At 60.1% G+C, this 15,734-nt stretch carries 11 protein-coding genes; 10 read left to right on the top strand and 1 reads right to left on the bottom strand.

Going from position 1 to position 15,734, the window contains the following annotated elements; all coding sequences use genetic code 11:
• The first annotated feature begins 49 nt into the window (after positions 1-49).
• Positions 50-1,516, top strand: a complete 1,467-nt coding sequence (gene guaB / locus ACQG1Y_RS16540; RefSeq protein ID WP_003860601.1) for an IMP dehydrogenase — start codon at positions 50-52, stop codon at positions 1,514-1,516.
• A gap of 67 nt (positions 1,517-1,583) precedes the next feature.
• On the top strand, positions 1,584-3,161 hold the full coding sequence (guaA, locus tag ACQG1Y_RS16535) for a glutamine-hydrolyzing GMP synthase (protein ID WP_368740545.1): 1,578 nt from the start codon (positions 1,584-1,586) through the stop codon (positions 3,159-3,161).
• Between the two features lie 55 nt (positions 3,162-3,216).
• Here the strand turns inward: guaA and ACQG1Y_RS16530 are convergent, their stop codons facing one another.
• Positions 3,217-4,047 (bottom strand): MurR/RpiR family transcriptional regulator, encoded by an 831-nt coding sequence (locus tag ACQG1Y_RS16530; RefSeq protein WP_032654464.1) that lies wholly within the window; start codon positions 4,045-4,047, stop codon positions 3,217-3,219.
• 291 nt (positions 4,048-4,338) lie between these two features.
• Between ACQG1Y_RS16530 and ACQG1Y_RS16525 the strand changes: the two genes are divergently transcribed.
• From ACQG1Y_RS16525 to ACQG1Y_RS16490, 8 genes are all read left to right on the top strand, one after another.
• Positions 4,339-5,844: a CoA-acylating methylmalonate-semialdehyde dehydrogenase gene (locus ACQG1Y_RS16525; RefSeq protein WP_058686518.1), complete on the top strand. Its 1,506-nt coding sequence runs from the start codon at positions 4,339-4,341 to the stop codon at positions 5,842-5,844.
• 11 nt (positions 5,845-5,855) lie between these two features.
• Positions 5,856-7,781 carry a 3D-(3,5/4)-trihydroxycyclohexane-1,2-dione acylhydrolase (decyclizing) gene (gene iolD, locus ACQG1Y_RS16520; RefSeq protein WP_126495544.1) on the top strand — a complete coding sequence of 642 codons (1,926 nt, stop codon included), beginning with the start codon at positions 5,856-5,858 and terminating at the stop codon, positions 7,779-7,781.
• Between the two features lie 299 nt (positions 7,782-8,080).
• Entirely contained in the window at positions 8,081-9,067 is a 987-nt protein-coding gene (iolG, locus tag ACQG1Y_RS16515; RefSeq protein WP_032669395.1) for an inositol 2-dehydrogenase, read from the top strand.
• A gap of 31 nt (positions 9,068-9,098) precedes the next feature.
• A complete protein-coding gene (locus ACQG1Y_RS16510) occupies positions 9,099-10,028 on the top strand; it encodes a substrate-binding domain-containing protein (protein WP_368740547.1) in 930 nt (309 codons plus the stop codon).
• A 48-nt stretch (positions 10,029-10,076) separates the two neighbouring features.
• Positions 10,077-11,624 (top strand): sugar ABC transporter ATP-binding protein, encoded by a 1,548-nt coding sequence (locus tag ACQG1Y_RS16505; RefSeq protein ID WP_032669396.1) that lies wholly within the window; start codon positions 10,077-10,079, stop codon positions 11,622-11,624.
• Between the two features lie 11 nt (positions 11,625-11,635).
• Positions 11,636-12,664: an ABC transporter permease gene (locus tag ACQG1Y_RS16500; protein WP_032669397.1), complete on the top strand. Its 1,029-nt coding sequence runs from the start codon at positions 11,636-11,638 to the stop codon at positions 12,662-12,664.
• 8 nt (positions 12,665-12,672) lie between these two features.
• Complete coding sequence (locus ACQG1Y_RS16495) at positions 12,673-13,806, top strand: Gfo/Idh/MocA family protein (RefSeq protein WP_063134565.1); 1,134 nt, start codon at positions 12,673-12,675, stop codon at positions 13,804-13,806.
• 12 nt (positions 13,807-13,818) lie between these two features.
• Positions 13,819-15,723, top strand: a complete 1,905-nt coding sequence (locus ACQG1Y_RS16490) for a bifunctional 5-dehydro-2-deoxygluconokinase/5-dehydro-2-deoxyphosphogluconate aldolase (RefSeq protein WP_047741444.1) — start codon at positions 13,819-13,821, stop codon at positions 15,721-15,723.
• Positions 15,724-15,734 lie beyond the last annotated feature (11 nt).

Genomic DNA, 15,734 nt, shown 5'->3' with positions numbered 1-15,734 from the left:
TGTATAATGCCACGGCAATATTTAACCACCCAGGTCAGAGATATTGCCCATGCTACGTATCGCTAAAGAAGCACTGACGTTTGACGACGTCCTCCTCGTTCCCGCTCACTCCACCGTTCTGCCGAATACTGCCGACCTCAGCACGCAGTTGACGAAAACCATTCGTCTGAACATTCCTATGCTCTCCGCAGCAATGGACACCGTGACTGAAGCGCGTCTGGCTATCGCCCTGGCACAGGAAGGCGGCATTGGCTTTATCCACAAAAACATGTCTATCGAGCGTCAGGCGGAAGAAGTTCGCCGCGTGAAGAAGCATGAATCCGGTATCGTGTCCGATCCTCAGACCGTTCTGCCAACCACCACGCTGCACGAAGTGAAAGCCCTGACCGAGCGTAACGGCTTTGCAGGCTATCCAGTAGTCACTGAAGACAACGAACTGGTGGGTATCATTACCGGTCGTGACGTGCGTTTCGTGACTGACCTGAACCAGCCTGTCAGCGTCTACATGACGCCAAAAGAGCGTCTGGTGACCGTGCGTGAAGGCGAAACCCGCGACGTGGTGCTGGCGAAAATGCACGAAAAACGCGTTGAGAAAGCGCTGGTAGTGGACGCGAACTTCCACCTGCGCGGCATGATCACCGTTAAAGATTTCCAGAAAGCAGAACGTAAACCGAACGCCTGTAAAGACGAGCATGGCCGTCTGCGCGTCGGCGCTGCGGTTGGCGCAGGTGCGGGTAACGAAGAGCGCGTTGACGCGCTGGTTGCTGCGGGCGTTGACGTGCTGCTGATTGACTCCTCCCACGGCCACTCCGAAGGCGTTCTGCAACGTATTCGTGAAACCCGTGCTAAATACCCGGATCTCCAGATCATCGGCGGTAACGTAGCAACCGGCGCAGGCGCTCGCGCGCTGGCGGAAGCGGGTTGCAGCGCGGTGAAAGTGGGTATCGGTCCTGGCTCTATCTGTACCACCCGTATCGTCACCGGCGTAGGCGTGCCGCAGATCACGGCGGTTTCTGACGCGGTCGAAGCGCTGGAAGGTACCGGTATTCCGGTCATCGCGGACGGCGGTATCCGTTTCTCTGGCGACATCGCCAAAGCGATCGCCGCAGGTGCCGCAGCCGTGATGGTGGGCTCCATGCTGGCCGGTACCGAAGAATCCCCGGGTGAAATCGAACTCTACCAGGGGCGTTCTTATAAATCCTACCGCGGTATGGGCTCCCTGGGCGCGATGTCCAAAGGTTCCTCCGACCGTTACTTCCAGACCGATAACGCCGCAGACAAACTGGTGCCGGAAGGTATTGAAGGCCGTGTGGCGTATAAAGGCCGCCTGAAAGAGATCATTCACCAGCAGATGGGCGGCCTGCGCTCCTGTATGGGTCTGACCGGCTGTGGTACCATTGACCTGCTGCGTACCAAAGCGGAATTCGTACGCATCAGCGGTGCGGGTATCCAGGAGAGCCACGTTCACGACGTGACGATCACCAAAGAGTCCCCGAACTACCGTCTGGGCTCCTGATAAATTTCCGCGCCCGGCTCAATGCCGGGCGCTTTGTTTTGTTTCACTTGCCTCGGAATTAGCGTCAATGACGGAAAACATTCATAAACATCGCATTCTCATCCTGGACTTTGGTTCTCAGTACACTCAGCTGGTGGCGCGCCGCGTGCGTGAACTGGGCGTTTACTGTGAGCTGTGGGCGTGGGATGTCACGGAAGCACAGATTCGCGAGTTCAATCCAAGCGGCATCATCCTGTCCGGCGGCCCGGAAAGCACCACCGAAGAGAACAGCCCGCGTGCGCCGCAGTACGTGTTCGAAGCGGGCGTACCGGTGTTCGGCGTTTGCTACGGCATGCAGACCATGGCGATGCAGCTGGGCGGCCACGTAGAAGGCTCTAACGAGCGTGAGTTCGGCTACGCACAGGTTGAAGTCGTCACCGACAGCGCGCTGGTGCGCGGTATCGAAGACTCCCTGACCGCAGACGGCAAACCGCTGCTGGACGTGTGGATGAGCCACGGCGACAAAGTCACCGCTATCCCGTCTGACTTCGTGACCGTTGCCAGCACTGAAAGCTGCCCGTTCGCCATCATGGCGAACGAAGAAAAACGTTTCTACGGCGTGCAGTTCCACCCGGAAGTGACCCACACCCGTCAGGGTATACGCATGCTGGAGCGCTTCGTGCGTGACATCTGCAAGTGTGAAGCCCTGTGGACCCCGGCAAAAATCATCGACGATGCCGTGGAGCGTATCCGCCAGCAGGTTGGTGATGACAAAGTGATCCTCGGCCTCTCCGGCGGCGTGGACTCCTCCGTAACCGCGATGCTGCTGCACCGCGCCATCGGTAAAAACCTGACCTGCGTCTTCGTGGACAACGGTCTGCTGCGTCTGAACGAAGCCCAGCAGGTAATGGACATGTTTGGCGACCACTTCGGTCTGAACATCGTTCACGTGGAAGGCGAGCAGCGCTTCCTGGACGCGCTGAAAGGCGAGAACGATCCGGAAGCGAAACGTAAAATCATCGGTCGCGTGTTCGTGGAAGTGTTCGACGAAGAAGCGCTGAAGCTGGAAGATGTGAAATGGCTGGCGCAGGGCACCATCTACCCTGACGTGATCGAGTCTGCGGCCTCCGCCACCGGTAAAGCACACGTCATCAAATCTCACCACAACGTGGGCGGCCTGCCGAAAGAGATGAAGATGGGCCTGGTTGAGCCGCTGCGTGAGCTGTTCAAAGACGAAGTGCGTAAGATCGGCCTGGAGCTGGGTCTGCCGTACGACATGCTCTACCGTCACCCGTTCCCGGGCCCGGGTCTGGGCGTGCGCGTGCTGGGCGAAGTGAAGAAAGAGTACTGCGACCTGCTGCGTCGCGCGGACGCGATCTTCATCGAAGAGCTGCACAAAGCTGACCTGTACAACAAAGTGAGCCAGGCGTTCACCGTGTTCCTGCCGGTTCGCTCTGTCGGCGTGATGGGCGATGGCCGTAAGTACGACTGGGTAGTCTCCCTGCGTGCGGTGGAAACCATCGACTTCATGACCGCGCACTGGGCGCACCTGCCGTATGACTTCTTAGGCCGCGTGTCTAACCGCATCATCAACGAAGTTAACGGTATTTCCCGCGTGGTGTATGACATCAGCGGTAAGCCACCGGCTACGATTGAGTGGGAATAATCTCCCTCTGAATTAACACCCAAACCCTCTGCCTGTGCAGGGGGTTTTTATTTCCTCACTTCCCTTCACCCAACCTATACGCCAGGGCCACTACCAGCGACTGCACCAGGCATAGCGTTGCCGACTGAGACCGAAACGCATCCACCTGCGCCTCTTTCACCACAAAGCAAAGATCGCTAAACGTCGCCAGGGGGCTTATCTGGCTGTCCGTAATCACGATCTGCCGCGCGCCGACGCTGGCGGCAGTTTCACTGACCATCACTGTCTCTTCGGCGTACGGCGAGAAGCTGATCGACACCACAATGTCGCGCGCTTTAATGCGGCTGATCTGTTCGCGCAGCATTCCGCCCATGCCGTCGAGCAGAATAGGGCGGCACTCCAGATGACTCAGGGCATAGGTCAGGTAAGCCGCGACGCTAAAGGAGCGGCGCAGTCCGGCGATGTAGATGGTGTCGGCGTCAGCCAGCAGCTGCACTGCGCGCTCCAGCATTTCCGGTTCCGCGCGGGCGGCCAGCTGCTGGAGCGCCTGCGCGTTCGAGCGGGCGAACTCGTGCAGAATATCGAGCGGCGTCTCCGGCACGGCCTCGCTCTCCATTTCACGGAACAGCCGCGCGCGGTCGCTGTAGCTGGCGGTCTCTTCCACCAGGTTCATGCGAAACAGCTGTTTCATTTCATTAAAGCCGGTGAAGTCAAAGGCGTTGGCGAAGCGGATCAGCGTCGAGGGCGGCACGTCGGCGCGCTCGGCAATAACGGCAACCGTATCAAAGGCCACGCTGTTGGTGTTATCCAGTACATAGCGGGAGACCTGCTGCAACCTCTTACTCAGGTTATCGTATCGCTCGCGGATTTGCTGCTGCAGTTCGTTCAGGCTGGTTGCTGTCGTCATCTTATCCCCCAAATACAGTCTCATGATTCTAAACGCAAAACCGCGTCTTTTAAATGTCGGCCATCCATCTGGCAGCAAAAATGAAACAGAAACTTCAGTCATTTCCTCGCCCGAAATTTCTTAATAGCGCACGCTGAGCCAGTGTTACTGGCTGTAAACATAAAAATCCATCCTTGATCACAATAATCATCATTTATTTTATTTCAACTTAAAATGGAACGTTTGTTTCATATATAGTGTTTGTACACAGTGTTCAGTCAACAGTCACGTATCAACAGCGAGAGGTTAAGGATGGAGACGGTAGCGAATTTTATTCACGGCGAATGTGTCACCGGTTCAGGCCAGCGCGTTCAGGCGATCTTCAACCCAGCCACGGGCGAGCAGATCCGCCAGGTGGTAATGAGTACGGCGCAGGAAACCGGGCAGGCGATTGCCGCCGCGCAGCAGGCGTTTCCTGCGTGGGCGCGCCAGGCTCCGCTTAAGCGCGCGCGCGTGATGTTCCGCTTCAAGTCGCTGCTGGAGGAGAACATGACGCGCCTGGCCCGCATCATCAGCGAAGAGCACGGCAAGGTCTTCTCCGACGCGGTGGGCGAATTGACCCGTGGCCTGGAAGTGGTGGAATTTGCCTGCGGTATTCCGCATTTGCAAAAGGGTGAGCACTCTGCGAACGTCGGCACCGGCGTCGACAGCCACTCGCTGATGCAGCCGCTCGGGGTCTGCGTTGGGATCACACCGTTTAACTTCCCGGCGATGGTGCCGATGTGGATGTTCCCGATTGCGCTGGCGACAGGGAATACCTTCGTGCTGAAACCCTCTGAAAAAGATCCTTCTCTCGCGCTCGCGCTGGCGCAGCTCCTGAAAGAGGCCGGCCTGCCGGATGGCGTCTTCAACGTGGTGCAGGGTGATAAAGAGTCCGTTGACGTGCTATTGACCGATCCGCGCGTGCAGGCGGTGAGCTTTGTTGGCTCTACGCCGATTGCGGAATACATTTACCAGACCGCGTCCGCTCACGGCAAACGCTGTCAGGCGCTGGGTGGGGCGAAAAACCACTGCATTTTAATGCCGGATGCCGACATGGAGATGGCAACCAACGCCATTATGGGCGCGGCCTACGGCGCGGCGGGGGAACGCTGTATGGCGCTTTCAGTGGTACTGGCGGTGGGCGATAAAACCGCCGATGACCTCTGCGCCCGTCTGGAAAAACAGATTGCCGCGCTGCGCGTTGGGCCAGGGCTGGACCAGACGCCAGAAAACGAAATGGGGCCGCTCATCTCCTCCGCGCACCGCAGCAAGGTGCTGGGCTACATCGACAGCGGGGAAGCGCAGGGAGCGAAACTTCGCGTGGACGGTCGCGGCTTCAGCGTGAAGGGCCACGAGCAGGGCTACTTCGTCGGGCCGACGCTGTTCGATACCGTCACCCCGGAGATGACCATCTATAAAGAAGAAATTTTTGGCCCGGTGCTTTCTGTGGTTCGCGTAGCAGATTACAGCAGCGCGGTGGACCTGATTAATCGCCACGAATATGGTAATGGTACGGCGATTTTCACCCGTGATGGCGGCTGCGCCCGCCGCTTCTGCGAGGAGGTGCAGGCGGGCATGGTGGGCGTCAACGTGCCGATTCCGGTGCCGATGGCATTTCACAGTTTCGGTGGCTGGAAGCGTTCCATCTTCGGTGCGCTCAACGTCCATGGTAACGACGGCGTGCGTTTCTACACCCGAATGAAAACCGTCACCGCACGCTGGCCGGAAATGCAGCAGGAGACAGGCGCTGCGTTCTCCATGCCGACGCTGGGCTGACAGGAGGTTTTATGCAAACCGAACGTATGACCATGGCCCAGGCGCTGGTCCGGTTCCTTAATCAACAGTACGTCAGCATTGATGGCATTGAAACGCCCTTCGTGGAGGGCGTCGCCACCATCTTTGGTCACGGCAACGTGCTCGGTATCGGCCAGGCGCTGGAGCAGGATCCCGGTCATCTGAAAATCATGCAGGGGTGCAACGAGCAGGGGATTGCCCACATGGCGACGGGGTTCGCCAAACAGCATCGCCGTCAGCGCATTTTTGCCGTCACTTCCTCCGTCGGGCCAGGCGCTGCCAATATGATTACCGCAGCGGCAACGGCGACGGCGAACCGCATCCCGCTGCTACTACTGCCGGGAGATATCTACGCCAGCCGCCAGCCGGACCCCGTACTGCAGCAGATCGAGCAGTATCACGATCTTAGCATCAGCACTAATGACTGCTTCCGTCCGGTCTCCCGCTACTGGGACCGCATCAACCGGCCGGAACAGCTGATGAGCGCGATGCTAAGCGCGATGCGAACGCTCACTGACCCCGCCGATACCGGCGCGGTGACCATTTGCCTGCCGCAGGACGTGCAGGGAGAAGCCTGGGACTACCCGCTGAGCTTCTTCGCGCGTCGCGTGCACCACATCGAGCGCCGCCCGCCAGATCCGGAGCGCCTGGAGCAGGCGCGGGCGCTGATCGCCCGCAAGCTCCGTCCGCTGGTGGTTTGCGGCGGCGGCGTGCGCTATTCCGGCGCGCATGAAGCGTTTCGCGAATTTGTCGAGACGCTGCGGCTGCCGTTTGCCGAAACCCAGGCCGGAAAGGGGGCGCTGGTAAGTGACCACCCACTTAACCTGGGCGGCGTGGGGGTAACCGGTGGTATGGCCGCCAACCAGCTTGCGCCACAGGCTGACTTAGTGATTGGCATCGGCACGCGTCTTACCGACTTTACCACCGGCTCCAAGGCGCTCTTTTCCCACCCTGACGTTGAGTTCCTGCTGCTGAACGTGGCCGAGTTTGATGCCCTGAAGCTGGACGCCACCGCGCTGATTGCCGATGCCCAAACCGGGCTGAGAGGCTTGACCCACGCGCTCGCCGGGTATCGCAGCGCCTGGGGAGAAGCGATTGCCGGGGCGAAGTCCGCCTGGCGCGACGAGTGCTGCCGCCTGTGGGATCGCCAGTGGCGTCCTGATGACGCACCCGAAGTGGCTGGACACCTGGATGCGCAGCTGGCGGAATACGGCGAGACGCTCAACACCCGGCTGACCCAGACGCGGGTGCTGGGGCTGATCAACCAGCATATTGAGGATAACGCCATCATGGTGGGCGCGGCCGGTTCGCTGCCGGGCGATTTACAGCGTCTCTGGCAGGTCAAAACGCCGGACAGTTATCATCTGGAGTACGGCTACTCGTGCATGGGCTATGAGATCGCGGCAGCTATTGGCGCGAAGCTCGCGAAACCGCAGCTACCGGTTTATGCCATGGTGGGGGATGGTTCGTACATGATGCTCCATTCCGAGCTGCAAACCGCCGTACAGGAGGGGATCAAAGTCACCATTCTGTTATTTGATAACGCCGGCTTTGGCTGCATTAACAACCTACAGATGGGGCACGGAATGGGCAGTTTTGGCACGGAAAACCGCAGGCGCAACCCGGAAACCGGGCGGCTTGACGGGCCGCTGGTGAAGGTCGACTTTGCGCAAAATGCGGAAAGCTACGGCTGCCGTGCGTGGCGTGTGAACGATGAGCAAAGCCTGCTGGCGGCGCTTGAGGCGTCACGCGCGCACCCTGGCCCGACGCTGCTGGACATTAAAGTGCTGCCGAAGACCATGACCCATGACTATGCGTCGTGGTGGCGTACCGGTGACGCGCAGGTGGCGGCGTCGTCTGCCGTGCGCAAAGCCGCGGAGCAAACGCAGGCGCAGCTGAAAAAAGCCCGGCAGTATTAAGTTTTTTCGCCTTAACGAAATTTTCATTTCATTTTCCCCTTACCCTACCCTCTCCCCAAAGGGAGAGGGGATAGTTTGGTGCGCTCTTTTCTCCCTCGCCCCTTTGGGGAGAGGGCCGGGGTGAGGGGAGTTGCCGCACGTCCTTCCATGTTGTGAGATTGATAACAAAATTTATCTCCTTCATCTCAAAAGTGTTAACTCACACTCAAAAACATAATTTTCACTATTTATAAAAATGAAATAAATGTTTTATTTATAGGGTCGTTAGTTCACAGCATTCACCAACACCGGGAGCCGTTATGTTTAACATTGCTTTACTGGGCGCTGGCCGAATTGGCCAGGTTCATGCAGCTAACATCGCCAGCCACGGCGCGACCACGCTCTGGTCCGTGGTTGACCCGAATCAGGAATTTGCAACCCGTCTCGCCGCGCAGTATCAGGCCCGCCAGCAGAGCTTGATTGATGCGATGACCGACCCTAACGTGCACGCCGTGCTGATCGCCTCCGCGACTGATACCCACGCGGACCTGATTGAAATGGCCGCCCGCCACGGCAAAGCCATCTTTTGTGAAAAGCCGGTACACCTCGACCTCGCCCGCGTGCGCGACTGCCTGAAAGTGGTCAAAGAGTACGATGTGCCGCTGTTTATCGGCTTTAACCGCCGCTTTGACCCGCAGTTCCGTCGCGTTAAAACCGACGTGCAGGCCGGGTGCATCGGCAAGCCGGAATCGCTGCTGATTATCTCCCGCGATCCATCTCCGCCGCCTGTGGAATACGTGCGCGTCTCCGGCGGCATGTTCCGCGATATGACTATCCACGATTTTGACATGGCACGCTTCATCATGGGCGAAGAGCCGGTGTCGGTGTATGCCCAGGGCAGCAACCTGGTGGATCCGGCGATTGGCGAGGCGGGGGATATCGATACCGCGTTTATCGTTCTGAAATACGCCTCCGGCGCGATGGCGACCATCGTTAACAGCCGCCGTTCATCTTACGGCTACGACCAGCGCCTGGAGTTGCACGGCTCCGAAGGGCTGCTGTGCGCGGGCAACATCCTTGAAAACCAGGTGCAACACTACGGTAAACAGGGCTGCACCAGCGCGCTGCCGGAACATTTCTTCCTGCAGCGCTACAAATCCGCTTACGCCGCGGAATGGGAACACTTTGTTGCGGTCCTGCGTGGCGAAGCGGTACCTGACTGCAGCGGCGATGATGGTGAACGTGCGCTGTACCTTGCGGATAAAGCGCTGGAGTCGCTGCGTAGCCAGCGCGAGATCGTCCTCTAAACACCACAACCCTACACAGAGAGACATAATAATGAAAAAACTGATCGTAGCCGCCCTCATCGCCATGACGTCCGGGGCCGCCCTCGCCGAAAACGAGCAAATAGTTTTCAGTACGCCAAACCTGGCCATGCCGTTTGAAGTTCACATGCAGCGCACGGCGGTGAAAGCCGCAAAAGAGATGGGCGTGAAGCTTCAGGTGCTGGACGGGCAGGGCATTTCACCGAAACAGGTAGCTGACCTGGAAAACGCCATCACCCGCGGGGCGCAGGGCTTTATCGTCTCCCCGAACGACGTAAACGCGGTCTCCAGCGCGGTGGATGAAATTCAGGATGCGAAGCTGCCGGTGGTCACGCTCGACCGCTCCGTCGACAGCCAGAAGAAAGTGCCGCACTTCGGCGCCAACAACTATAAGGGCGGCCAGGCGATTGGCGATTTCGTCAAAACCAAATTCCCCAACGGCGCGGACATCATTCTCCTCACCGGTCAGCCGGGCTCTTCCTCCAATATCGAACGCACCAAAGGGATCCGCGACAGTCTGAAGGCGGGCGGGGATAAGTACAAGATCGTCGCCGATCAGACCGGCAACTGGATGCGTTCCGAAGGGATGCGCATTGTGGAAAGCGTTCTGCCTTCGCTGCCGAAACGCCCGCAGGTGATCCTCTCCGCCAACGACGATATGGCGCTGGGGGCTATTGAAGCGCTGCAAGGCCAGGGCGTAAAGCCGGGAGAAATTCTGGTCACCGGCTTTGATGCGGTACCGGAAGCGCTGGCTCGCGTGCGCGACGGCTGGCTGGCGGTGACGGCTGATCAGCGTCCGGGCTTTGCGGTGCAGACGGCGATGAGCCAGCTGGTGGCCAACGTGCGCGAGAAGAAAGCCATCACCGGAGCCGACTACCCGCCGACGCTGATCACCAAAGAGAACCTACAGCAGGCCGAGCGTATCGGTGAGGCCGGTAACTGATATATCCCGAGCCGCCTCTGGCGGCTCAACATGAGGAGGAGCAGACCGATGTCGCAACCCTTACTGAAAGTGACCGACCTGGCAAAAAGCTTTTCCGGCGTCTGGGCGCTGAGCAGCGCTCAGCTGACCGTCGGTAGCGGAGAAATCCACGCCCTGCTGGGGGAAAACGGGGCGGGAAAATCTACATTGCTGAAAGCGCTCGCGGGCGCGCAGCCGCAAACCCGCGGGGATATCTGGTTTAACGACGAAACGCTGCCGGTAGATGACTCTCCAGTGGAACGCCAGAACAAGGGCATTATCACCATCTATCAGGAGTTCAACCTGCTGCCCAACATGACCGTTGCGGAAAACATGTTTCTCGGGCGCGAACCGCGCAGGCGCAACCTGATCGTTGACGAAAAAGCAGTAAACCAGGAGGCGCAGGTCATTCTGGATTACCTGCAACTGAATGTTGCGCCGACCACACCGGTTGCCCGCCTGAGTGTGGCCCAGCAGCAGATGGTGGAGATCGCGAGAGCGCTGACCCTTAACGCTCGGCTGATCATCATGGATGAACCTTCCGCCGCGCTGAGCGACAGCGAAGTAGAAAGCCTGCACCGCGTGGTGCGGGAGCTTAAAAACCGTGGCGTGAGTATTATCTATGTAACTCACCGCCTGCACGAAGTTTTCCAGCTCTGCGATCGCTTCACCGTTTTCCAGGACGGCCGCTTCACCGGCACCGGCGCGGTGGTGGAGACCAACGTAGAGCAGCTGATCCGCCTGATGGTCGGGCGCGACGTAGCCTTTAACCGTCGTCCTGCCAGCGAAACGCATCATGAAGACAAACCCGTCCGCCTGGCAGTGAAGGGGCTGAGCCGCGAGAAGCCGCCGCTGGATCCGCACGGTATTGCCCTGCACGACATCAGCTTCCACGTCCACGCCGGGGAGGTGCTGGGCATCGCCGGACTGGTGGGCGCGGGACGTACCGAGGTGGCGCGCTGCCTGTTTGGCGCAGACGCGTTTACCTCGGGCAGCTTTGAGCTGGACGGCGTGCCGTATCAGCCGCGTGACCCGTTATATGCCCTCGATCAGGGCGTGGCGCTGGTGCCGGAAGATCGCAAAAAGGAAGGGGCGGTGCTGGGGCTGTCGATCCGAGATAACCTGTCGCTCTCCTGTCTCTCTTCGCTGCTGAAATGGCGCTGGTTTGTGAACACCCGCAAGGAAGACGATCTGATTGAATCCTACCGCCAGGCGCTTCAGATCAAAATGGTCAACAGCGCGCAGGAGGTGCGCAAGCTCTCCGGCGGTAACCAGCAAAAAGTCATCCTCGCGCGCTGTATGGCACTCAACCCGCGGGTGCTGATCGTCGATGAGCCGACGCGCGGCATCGATGTGGGGACCAAATCGGAAGTGCATCAGGTGCTGTTTGACATGGCAAAAAAGGGCGTGGCGGTGATCGTGATCTCCTCCGATCTGCCTGAGGTGATGGCGGTGTCTGACCGGATCATCACCCTCAGCGAAGGTCGGGTAACCGGCGAGATCCACGGTGACGACGCTAACGAAGAACGGCTGATGACGATGATGGCTATCAACCATAACGCCCTGAACGCGGCATAACGGAGTTTCCCATGACGCAGATGATTTCTAAAACGCAGGCCCCGGTCAAACGCGCCGGACGCATCGATCCCATCGCCTTCTTCGAGCGCTTCGGGGTGCTGATTTTCATGATCCTGCTGCTGATCTTCTTCCAGTCGCAGAACAGCAACTTTTTCTCTGAACGCAATATTTTCAACATTCTGACCGAAGTCTCCATCTACGGGATCATGGCCGTGGGGATGACCTTCGTTATTCTCACCGCCGGGATCGACCTCTCCGTCGGCTCCATTCTGGCGGTGTGCGCCATGACCGCGGCGTACGTGATTAAGGGCGACAACTTTACCACCGTTGACCCGAACGCCTGGGGCGGCATGAGCTGGCTGATTGGCCTGGGGATTTGTCTGGCGATGGGCACGGCGATTGGATTTCTCCATGGCCTGGGCGTCACCCGCCTGCGCCTGCCGCCGTTTATCGTCACCCTCGGCGGGATGACCATCTGGCGCGGCCTGACGCTGGTGATTAACGATGGCGCGCCGATCGCCGGTTTCGACCCAGGCTACCGCTGGTGGGGGCGCGGGGAGTTGCTCGGCATTTCCATTCCGATCTGGATCTTCGCCATCGTCGCCGTCGGCGGCTATCTGGCGCTGCATAAAACCCGCTGGGGCCGCTTCGTCTACGCCATCGGCGGCAACCCGGAGGCGGCGCGCCTGGCGGGGGTGAACGTCAAGCGCGTGCTGGTCAGCGTCTACGTGCTGATCGGCTGCCTGGCGGGACTGGCAGGCTTCATTCTGAGCGCGCGTCTGGGGAGCGCCGAGGCGGTGGCCGGGATCTCCTTTGAGCTGCGCGTTATCGCCTCGGTGGTGATCGGCGGTACCTCGCTGATGGGCGGCTACGGGCGCATCGGCGGCACCGTTATCGGCTCCATCATCATGGGCATTCTGATTAACGGCCTGGTGCTGATGAACGTCTCGGCCTACTACCAGCAAATTATCACCGGATTAATTATCGTTCTGGCGGTGGCATTCGATACCTATGCCAAGAGCCGTCGCGGCGCACTGTGAGGATCGTGATGAAAGAGATTCGTATTGGATTGATTGGCACCGGGTATATCGGCAAGGCGCACGCCATCGCCTATGCCCAGGCCCCGACGGTGTTCAACCTGCGCGGCACACTGGTGCGCGAGATGGTGGCGGAAGTGACGCCGGAGCTGGCGGCAGCACGTGCGCAGGCGTTTGGCTTCAACCGCTCCACTGGCGACTGGCGGGCGCTGGTGGCCGACCCGGCCATTGATGTAGTGGATATTTGCTCACCCAACCATCTGCATAAAGAGATGGCGCTGGAGGCGATCCGCCACGGCAAGCACGTCTACTCGGAGAAGCCGCTGGCGCTTAACGCCCACGACGCGCGCGCGATGGTCGATGCCGCGAAGCGGGCCGGGGTGAAAACGCTGGTGGGGTTCAACTACATGAAGAACCCGACCGCGCAGCTGGCGAAGGAGATTATCGCCCGCGGCGAGATTGGCGAGGTGATCCACTTCTACGGCACCCACAACGAAGACTACATGGCCGACCCGCTGTCGCACATTCACTGGCACTGCTTTAAAGAGACCGCCGGGCTGGGCGCGCTGGGCGACCTTGCGGCGCACATCGTCAATATGGCCCAGTACCTGGTGGGGGATATCGAGCAGGTCTGCGGCGACCTGAAGATCGTGGTCCCGGAGCGCCCGGCGAAGGCCGGATCGTCGGAGATGATTGCCGTCGAAAACGAGGATCAGGCCCACGCGATGGTGCGCTTCGCGAGCGGGGCGCAGGGCGTCATTGAAACCTCCCGCGTCGCCTGCGGCCGCAAGATGGGGCTGTCGTACGTCATCACCGGGACCAAAGGCGCCATCAGCTTCACCCAGGAGCGCATGGCGGAGCTGAAGCTCTATCTGCATGACGATCCGGTGAACCGTCAGGGGTTCCGCACGCTGCTCGTTGGCCCGGCGCACCCGGACTACGCCGCGTTCTGCATGGGCGCGGGCCATGGTATTGGCTTTAACGATCAAAAAACGGTGGAGGTGCGCGACCTGGTGGACGGGATTGCCGCCGACGCGCCAATGTGGCCGGACTTCGAAGAGGGCTGGAAGGTGTCGCGCGTGCTGGACGCGATCGCGCTCTCACACCTGGAAGGCCGCTGGCTGAACGTGAACGATATTGTCTGATGAGGTATCAACGTGGAAAAGCAGTTTGATGTGATATGCATGGGCCGCGTGGCGGTAGACCTCTACAGCCAGCAGGTTGGTGCCCGTCTGGAGGACGCGTCGAGCTTCGCCAAATATCTCGGCGGGTCTTCCGGCAACGTGGCGTACGGCACCGCGCGCCAGGGTTTACGCTCGTCGATGCTGGCGCGCGTTGGCGATGAACATATGGGCCGCTTCCTGCGCGAAGAGCTCAACCAGGTTGGCTGCGATACCCGCCATCTGATTATTGATAAAGAACGCCTCACGGCGCTGGTGCTACTCGGCATTAAAGACCGGGACACTTTTCCTCTGATTTTTTATCGCGATAACTGCGCGGATATGGCTATTACGGCCAGCGATGTGGACGAAAGCTACATTGCCTCCGCCCGTTGTCTTGCCATCACCGGGACGCATCTTTCTCATCCGCAGACCCGCGAGGCGGTGCTGACGGCGCTGGGCTATGCCCGCCGTCACGGCGTGCGCACAGTGCTGGACATCGACTTCCGTCCGGTGCTGTGGGGGCTGACCTCCTTAGGCGACGGTGAAACGCGATTTATCGCCGCCGACAAGGTCACCCGTGAGCTACAGGAGGTGCTGCACCTCTTCGACGTCATTGTCGGCACCGAAGAGGAGTTTCACATTGCGGGTGGCAGTACGGATACGCTACAGGCGCTGGCTCAGGTGCGTGGCGTGAGTCAGGCGACGCTGGTCTGCAAACGCGGCGCGCTGGGCTGCTCGGTCTATACAGACGCTATTCCGCCTCGTCTGGACGACGGCCTGACGGTGACTGGCGTGCGCGTGGAGGTGCTAAACGTCCTCGGCGCGGGGGACGCATTTATGTCCGGCCTGCTGCGCGGCTACCTGAACGACGAGGGCTGGGAGCAGGCGTGCCGCTATGCCAACGCCTGCGGCGCGCTGGTGGTGTCGCGCCACGGCTGCGCCCCGGCGATGCCGAGCAAAATTGAGCTGGATGACTATCTCTCCCGCGCTGCGGATGTGCCGCGCCCGGATCTCGACCCGCGTCTTAACCATCTCCACCGGGTGACCACCCGTCGCCGCGAGTGGCCGGAGCTGTGCGTGATGGCGTTCGATCACCGCAGCCAGCTTGAGGATATGGCGATGCAGTGCGGCGCGTCGCTTAAGCGCATTCCGGCGCTGAAGCAACTGATCCTGCAGGCCAGCCGCGAGGCGGCGAGCCGCGCCGGGCTGGAAGGTAAAGCTGGTCTGCTGTGCGACGGCACCTTTGGTCAGGACGCGCTGAACGCCATCACCGGGGAAGGGTGGTGGATTGGCCGCCCCATCGAGCTGCCTGGCTCCCGGCCTCTGGAGATGGAGCACGGCAACATCGGCACCCAGCTTATCAGCTGGCCGCAGGAGCACGTGGTGAAGTGCCTGGTCTTCTTCCACCCGGAAGATGCCCACGGCCTGCGCCTGGAGCAGGAGCAGAAAATCGCCGAGGTCTACCACGCCTGCTGCCAGTCCGGGCACGAGCTGCTGCTGGAAGTGATTTTGCCCGCCAGCATGCCGCGCAGCGACGAACTTTACCTGCGGGCCATTTCTCGCTTCTACAACCTGGGGATTTACCCCGACTGGTGGAAACTGCCACCGCTCTCCGCAGAGGGCTGGACGGCGTTGAGCGAGATTATCGAACGCCGGGACCCGTACTGCCGTGGGGTGGTGATCCTCGGGCTGGATGCTCCGGCAGAACAGCTCCGGGCCGACTTCAGAGCCGCGGCGGGGCAGCCGCTGGTGAAAGGTTTCGCCGTGGGACGCACGCTGTTTGGCGATGCTTCCCGCGCGTGGCTGAAACATGATATTGACGATGCGCAGCTGGTGGCGCGCATCCGGGACAACTACCTACAGCTTATCGCCTGGTGGCGCGAGCGCGGACACGCATAATGGAGACGACA

Source organism: Enterobacter cloacae complex sp. 397G4, from assembly GCF_050031515.1.
GTDB classification, from domain to species: domain Bacteria; phylum Pseudomonadota; class Gammaproteobacteria; order Enterobacterales; family Enterobacteriaceae; genus Enterobacter; species Enterobacter hormaechei_C.
Note: the sequence above shows the minus strand (reverse complement) of the source record. Positions and strands in the feature narration are given on the sequence as shown.